At 70.4% G+C, this 5,367-nt stretch carries 6 protein-coding genes; 5 read left to right on the top strand and 1 reads right to left on the bottom strand.

Features of this window, described 5'->3' with window-relative positions; all coding sequences use genetic code 11:
- The 4 genes from B4E30_RS08295 to B4E30_RS08280 all read left to right on the top strand — a co-directional run.
- On the top strand, positions 1-607 hold a 607-nt coding region (locus B4E30_RS08295; RefSeq protein WP_286794664.1), incomplete at its 5' end, for an ATP-binding cassette domain-containing protein.
- A gap of 107 nt (positions 608-714) precedes the next feature.
- Positions 715-3,039, top strand: a complete 2,325-nt coding sequence (locus B4E30_RS08290; protein WP_286794662.1) for an HtaA domain-containing protein — start codon at positions 715-717, stop codon at positions 3,037-3,039.
- Between the two features lie 126 nt (positions 3,040-3,165).
- Positions 3,166-3,465 (top strand): potassium transporter Trk, encoded by a 300-nt coding sequence (locus B4E30_RS08285; RefSeq protein ID WP_286794661.1) that lies wholly within the window; start codon positions 3,166-3,168, stop codon positions 3,463-3,465.
- Between the two features lie 39 nt (positions 3,466-3,504).
- Positions 3,505-3,936, top strand: a complete 432-nt coding sequence (locus B4E30_RS08280; protein ID WP_286794659.1) for a hypothetical protein — start codon at positions 3,505-3,507, stop codon at positions 3,934-3,936.
- A gap of 18 nt (positions 3,937-3,954) precedes the next feature.
- On the opposite strand, the gene B4E30_RS08275 is transcribed toward B4E30_RS08280, so the two are convergent.
- Positions 3,955-4,563, bottom strand: coding sequence for a zinc-binding alcohol dehydrogenase (locus tag B4E30_RS08275; RefSeq protein WP_286794657.1), 609 nt, complete (start codon positions 4,561-4,563; stop codon positions 3,955-3,957).
- Positions 4,564-4,614: 51 nt separating this feature from the next.
- Here B4E30_RS08275 and purM point away from each other — a divergent pair.
- Positions 4,615-5,367 (top strand): phosphoribosylformylglycinamidine cyclo-ligase (gene purM, locus B4E30_RS08270; protein ID WP_286794655.1); only part of this gene is annotated, 753 nt, incomplete at its 3' end.

The raw sequence follows: 5,367 nt of genomic DNA, 5'->3' as shown, positions 1-5,367 counted from the left end.
TGGCGAGGTGCTGATGGATGGCGCGCCGATGCGCGCCCTGTCTCCGCGCGAGCTCTCCCGCCGGCGTGCGGTTCTGCCGCAGGAGAATCAGGTGGCCTTCGCGTTCACGGCCCGCGAGGTGATCGAGATGGGCCGCTCTCCCTGGATCGGCACGGTTCGCGCCGACCTCGACGTCGACGTGATGAGCCGGGCGATCCATCGTGCTGACGTCGGCCATCTGCTCGACCGCGAAGTGCCCTCGCTGTCCGGGGGCGAACGAGCTCGCGTCTCGCTGGCACGCGTGCTTGCGCAGGACACGGCCGTGGTGATGCTCGACGAGCCCACCGCCGCTCTGGATCTGAGGCATCAGGAGGACGTGCTCGGCACCGCGCGGGATATCGCCCGGGATGGCCGTGCCGTCGTGGTCGTGCTGCACGATCTCTCCCTCGCGGCCGCCTACGCGGACGACGTTGCGATGGTCGACCGTGGAACGGTGGCGGCGCACGGATCTCCGCAGACGGTGCTGACGCAGGATCGGGTCGAGGAGATCTACGGCACGCCGGTGCGCGTGGCGGCCGACCCCGATACGGGGCGGCCGCTCATCCTGCCGCGCCGAACGGTCGGCTGACAAGCTGCTGAGAATAGGTTAGGTTAACCTCAGCAAGGTTTGCCTAACCTCAAACTTTGACGCGCAACGGAGCGCATTCTCGTTCCCGTCCTTCCCGAGGAGTACCCGTGGATATTGCTGTGCGCGCACGTTGGCGCGCTCTGGCGAGCGTTCTCATCGCCGCCCTCATCGCCTCCGCCTCCATCGTCGGCGTCGCCCTTCCCGCGCACGCCGCGGTCGGCGTCACCGTCCCCGAAGCTCCCCGAGAGGGAGGCACGGTCACGGTGAGCGGCTCAGGCTTCGATCCGTCGGGGTTCGGCATCTACGTGGGACTGCGTGTCGTCGGTGCGGCTGAAGACACCTACACCGTGTGGATCGACGACACGAACACCGTGGGAGAGATCCCCGGCGTGGGTGCCACGGCTCCGATGAACGCCGACGGCTCCTTCGCCGTCGAGGTGTCCGTTCCCGCGTACGCCGAAGGCGTTTCGTACGCGATCGTCACGCGCGCGGCGCACGGTGTCGACGACCCGACGCAGGCGTCGACGACGCCCGTCGCGTACGCCGCGGCGCCGGAGCCGGAGCCGACCGTGGATCCCGAACCCGAGCCGACGACGGAGCCCGAGCCGGAGCCGACCGTCGACCCGACGCCGGAGCCCACTCCGACGACCTCTCCGACCCCTGAGCCGGAGCCGGTTGTGCCGACGCTGAGTGTGTCGGAGACGACGGGTCTGGATCCTGAGGGTGCGACGATCACCGTCACGGGTGAGGGGTACAGCACGGAGGCGCTGGCGATCTACGGACCTTCGGCTGGTCAGCCCGCGGGTGTGTATGCGCAGGTCGGCTGGCTCGCGGACACGTGGCGTCCGTCGGAGGGTGCGGCTTCGTCCGACCGTTCGAACGCGTACTCGGTGTGGGTGCAGGGTGCCAACGAGGTAGCGCCGTATGTGAAGTGGACTGACAACGGAGACGGCACCGCCGACTTCGTGTGGGAGGTCACGATCGATCAGGAGGCTCTCGCGGCGGAGGAGATCCCGGGTGGGCGCCTGGCGGTCTTCACGGTCGGTGCCGGTGGTGTCGTTCAGGCGGTGAACGAGCTCGCCGTCGACATCGCGTTCGCCGAGCCCGAGCCGGAGCCGGTCGGCCCGACGCTGACGGTCACTCCGGATGCCGATCTCGACCCGGCCGTCGAGAACATTCTCACGGTGAGTGGCGAGGGGTACGAGGGTGCGGGCGCTGTCAACGGCGTCTACGTGCTCTTCGGTGAGACTGCCGTGTGGTCAGGCGAGACGCCGCTGCCGAGCGATGGGTGGATCACCCAGGGATGGGTCATGCCCGCTCAGATCGTCGACGGTGCCTTCACGACGACGGTGACCGTTCCTGCGGGCTCGTTGGAGACCGGGGTGGACTACCAGGTGGCGACGAGCGCGGCGCACGGGCTCTCGCAGACCGACCGGTCGATGGATGCCTTCGCGGCCGTGACTGTCGCCGAGCCGACGGAGCCGTACATCGCCTTCCAGGGCGGCTCGACCGTCCGCCAGGGCGAAGAGCTGACCATCACGGCGGGCGGGCTGGAGGCCGGGACCACGGTCACCGCGACCGCGTTCTCCGACCCGGTCGTGATCGGGTCGCAGACGGTGACCGACTCCGGTCGTGCCTCGTTCGCGTGGACCGTGCCTGCGGACTTTCCGGTCGGCGAGCACCGCATCGAACTGTCCGCGGCGGGAGAGGTGATCGTCTCGGCTCCCTTCGTGGTCGAGTCGGCCGCCCAGCTGCCGACGGTCGACGCCGAGCCGGTCGCCGTCGACACCGCCGACGCCTGCGTGGCGAGCGCCGTCTCCGGAGCGACCCTGCAGTGGAGCGTGAAGGAGAGCTTCCGGTCCTACATCGACGGTCCGATCGCGAACGGTTCGTACTCGATCGGGTGGGGAGCGGGATCGGGCGCCTACAGCACCGAGACCGACCGCGGACTCGTCTCGTACGGCGGATCGGCCACCTTCACCGGCCACGACGGACTTCTGGACCTCACGATCTCCGGCCCGCGCATCCAGGTGCACAGTGCAACCTCCGCGTCGCTGATCGTCGACGTGCAGTCGGCGGGCTACAACGGCAGCCCTGACGTGAACGCCTCCGGCGTGGTCTTCGCGTCGCTGTCGTTGCCGGCGGCGGCGGAGTCCGGGTCGCAGGTCAGCTGGACGGGCGCCGCCGCCACCCTCACGGCCGCCGGCGCAGAGGCCTTCGCCGGCTTCTACGAGGCGGGCACAGCGCTCGACCCGGTGTCGTTCGCCTTCCCGCTGGGGGCGGAGGTCGAGTGCGACTCGACCACCGATGGAAGCCTCGCTGCCACGGGCGGCGAGCAGCAGGGCGGTCTCGCGTGGGCGGCCCTCGGAATGCTGATCGCCGGCGCCGCTCTGGTGGTCGCCCGCCGCCGCACGGCCGCATCGGCGCGATGAGACTCACGGCGCGTCGCCCCGGGTTCCGCGGCGCGCCGTGACACATCCCTCCGTCGGGTGTCCGCACTCGGCGGAGGGATCCTCGTCGTTGGGGAGGGGCACAGCCTCGAGTGGGATGATGGAGGCATGGACGAGAAGCTCACCGTGCGCCGCGCGCCCAAGTACGGCGTGTTCCTGGCCCTCGGCGCGGCCCTCGGCATCCTCGCCGCGATGATCCTCACCTTCTCCTTCAGCGGAACGTTCGACGAGAGCCCGAACACCGGGCTCGTCTACGACCAGGGGCAGGTCTTCGGCTTCCTCCTGCTGATCTGCATTCCCGTCGGTCTCGCCGTGACGGGAGGCCTCGCGCTCGTCCTGGACCGCACGGTCGGACGCCGCACCCGATCGGTGCGCGTCGACCACACGGTCGACCACGACGACGAATAGGGCATTGTCCCCGCGTCGGCGCGGGGCGAGAATGGGGGCATGAGCCGCGCGAGGCTCGGCCTCACCCCCGAAGACGACGGACACGAACACGTCGTCCATGAGGAGTGGGATTCGGTGCGGGTCCGGCGAGCCCCGAGAGTCGGCCGGATCATGGGAACGGGCCTGGTCGCAGGGTTCCTCGTCGCCGTCGTTCTGACCATGACGTCGGCGGCCGACCCCGACGGCCCGATGTCCACGGGCCTGTCCGGTGTCATGCGCGTCTTCGGGGTCATGGCGATCCTCTCGATCGGCGCCGGTCTCCTCCTGGCGGGCCTGGTCGTCATCGTGCTCGACCGATTCACCTCCCCCCGCGGCCGTTCGGGCGTGGCCGAGCACGCCACGACGCTGACCGACGACCTCGTCTCGCCGATGACGGATGAGATCCCGCAGTGGGTCCGCGACGCCGACGAGATCGATCCCGATCGGCGGTGACCTGAGGGGCGGACCGGTTCAGGCCAGCTCGGCGATGATCGGATGGATGGCCGCGTCGAATGCGGCGACGTCTCCTCGCAGCCCATCGGTCACCGCGATCGTGAGCGATCCGATCCACCACACTCCGCGCTGCGTGAGCGGGAGCACCTGCACGTTCAGTTCGAAGGAATGCGCGCGCCGCCCCACCTGTCTCTCGTGCTCGGCGATCGCGCTGGCGTAGGCGCGATAGGCGGAGTGGGTGCCGCTGGCCGACGCATGGCGGTATCGCTCGGCCGCGGACTGCGAATACGCCAGCGCCGCCTCCGCGTGCGGGGCCACCGCGCGTCGCAGCACGTCGCTGCCTTCGACCGGCAGCGCCAGCAGCGTCTCGAAGTCCTCGACGAGATCCAGCGGAACGGTCGAGGGATGCGCCTGCGGCTCGACCGTCATCGCCCAGTACTCCCGCCACTCGCGTTCGAGGCGCAGATGGCGCTCGTCCGGCATCGGCGGAACGACGCTCGGCACGCCCCGTAGCGCCGGGAGCTCATCGGGCGAGCGGATGCCCAGCGCCTGGCGCAGGTAGAGCGCGAGCAGCACCGGCCGGCTCGCGTCTTCGCGAACCCTCCAGTCCGGCCCCCCGGCGTTCATGCGGCCATTGTAGGGCCGGGCGGGTCGCCGGCATCGGGGTAGGCTGTCCCCGTGGCCTCTCCCTCGAGCGAAGCCGCCGCGAACCCCTACGCCCAAGCCGGTGTCGACACCGCAGCCGGTGACCTCGCGGTAGAGCTGATGAAGTCCGCCGTCCGACGCACCCACGGTCCCGAGGTGCTCGGCGGCGTCGGCGGATTCGCGGGGCTGTTCGACGCCTCCGCGATCCGCGAGTACCATCGCCCGCTGCTGGCGACGAGCACCGACGGCGTCGGCACGAAGGTCGCGATCGCGCAGGCGATCGACAAGCACGACACGATCGGCATCGACCTCGTCGGCATGGTGGTCGACGACATCGTCGTGGTGGGCGCGAAACCGCTCTTCATGACCGACTACATCGCGTGCGGCAAGGTCGTGCCCGAGCGCATCGCCGACATCGTCGCGGGCATCGCGCACGGCTGCTCCGAGACCGGCACCGCCCTGGTCGGCGGCGAGACCGCCGAGCACCCGGGGCTGCTCGGTCCGGCCGACTACGACGTCGCGGGAGCGGCCACCGGCGTCGTCGAAGCGGATGCGGTGCTCGGCGCAGAGCGCGTGCGCGCCGGCGACGTCGTGCTCGCGCTCGCCTCGAGCGGCCTGCACTCCAACGGATACAGCCTCGTGCGGCACATCGTCTCCGGAGCGGGCCTGCAGTACGGCGACCGCGCCGCCGACTTCGAAGACGCCACGTGGGGCGACGTGCTGCTGGAGCCCACGCGGCTGTACACGCGGCCACTCCTCGATGCCATCGCCGAGACCGGCGACGCC

Origin of the sequence: Microbacterium sp. UBA3394 (assembly GCF_002358725.1) — a bacterium.
In the GTDB taxonomy this organism is placed as follows: domain Bacteria; phylum Actinomycetota; class Actinomycetes; order Actinomycetales; family Microbacteriaceae; genus Microbacterium; species Microbacterium luteum.
The sequence above is the reverse complement of the archived record's forward strand: the minus strand, read 5'-3'. Positions and strand labels throughout refer to the sequence as shown.